The following is a 1,202-nucleotide window of genomic DNA, read 5'->3' on the forward strand; positions in this document are numbered from 1 at the left end:
ACCAGGGTGGGGATGTCGAACTTCTTCAGGTCGTCGCGGAAGTCGGTGGCCGAGAACGCGGCGATCGAGTCGTACGTGTTCTTGTGGCCACCCTGCATGCCCTGCGCCCACCAGCTGTCGATCAGGCCCTGCGATACCTTCGCGCCCGGACGGTTGAAGCCGTAGAACGGGCCGGACGGGATGTCCTTGTAGAGCTGCGCACGGTTGTCCAACTGGCCTTTGCGGATGCCATCGAACACTTCGATCGGCAGGCCGCCCGGGTTGTCCGCGGTTTTCAGCATGAGCGGCGGAACCGCGCTGATCAGCACCGCCTTCTTCACCCGGCCGGTGCCGTGGCGACCGATGTAGCGCGCCACTTCGCCGCCGCCGGTGGAGAAGCCGACCACGGTGACGTCCTTCAGGTCGAGTGTGTTGATCACGGTGGCGAGGTCATCGGCATAGTGATCCATGTCGTTGCCGTCCCACGGCTGGCTGGAGCGGCCGTGGCCGCGGCGGTCGTGCGCCACCACGCGGTAGCCCTTGGAAGCCAGGAAGATCATCTGCGACTCCCAACTGTCCGAAGACAGCGGCCAGCCATGGCTGAAGGTCACGACCGGACCGTTCTTCGGGCCCCAGTCCTTGTAATAGAGCTGCACACCGTCGGCGGTGGTGATGGTGCTGGCGGTGCGTTCTGCGGCCACCGGCGCGGTGGCCGGTGCGGCCTGGGCGGTCATTCCGGCCTGGGTGGCGACGGCCAGCATGCTGGCGGCAAACGTGCGGGTGAGCGTGTTCATGGGATTGGATTCCTGTGGAGGGTGGTCAGGAACAGCGGTCAGTCGGCGATCGCCAGCGTCACGTCGATGTTGCCTCGCGTGGCGTTGGAGTACGGGCAGACGATGTGTGCAGCGTCGACGAGGGCCTGCAGCTGGTCGCGGGCGATGCCGGGTGCAGCGATGGTCAATTCCGCCTGGATACCGAAGCCGGTGGGGATCTGGCCGATGCCGACCTTGCCGGTGACGGTGGTGGTGCCAGGCAGGCTGATCTTCTGCTTGCCGGCGACGAACTTCAACGCACCCAGGAAGCACGCCGAGTAGCCGGCGGCGAACAGCTGCTCGGGGTTGGTGCCCGGGCCACCGGCGCCGCCCAGTTCGCGCGGGGTCGACAGCGTGACGTCCAGCGCGCCGTCGGACGAGGTGGCCTGGCCTTCGCGGCCACCCGAGGCG

The 1,202-nt window shown here is 67.2% G+C and carries 2 protein-coding genes; both read right to left on the reverse strand.

The window, feature by feature from the left end; all coding sequences use genetic code 11:
- On the reverse strand, positions 1 to 773 hold a 773-nt coding region (locus tag AC04L7_RS19085; RefSeq protein WP_475513758.1), incomplete at its 3' end, for an alpha/beta fold hydrolase.
- Positions 774 to 811: 38 nt separating this feature from the next.
- Positions 812 to 1,202: organic hydroperoxide resistance protein (locus tag AC04L7_RS19090; protein WP_475513759.1), on the reverse strand; the 391-nt coding region annotated here is incomplete at its 5' end.

It is taken from the genome of Pseudoxanthomonas sp. LjRoot204_2, assembly GCF_056175765.1.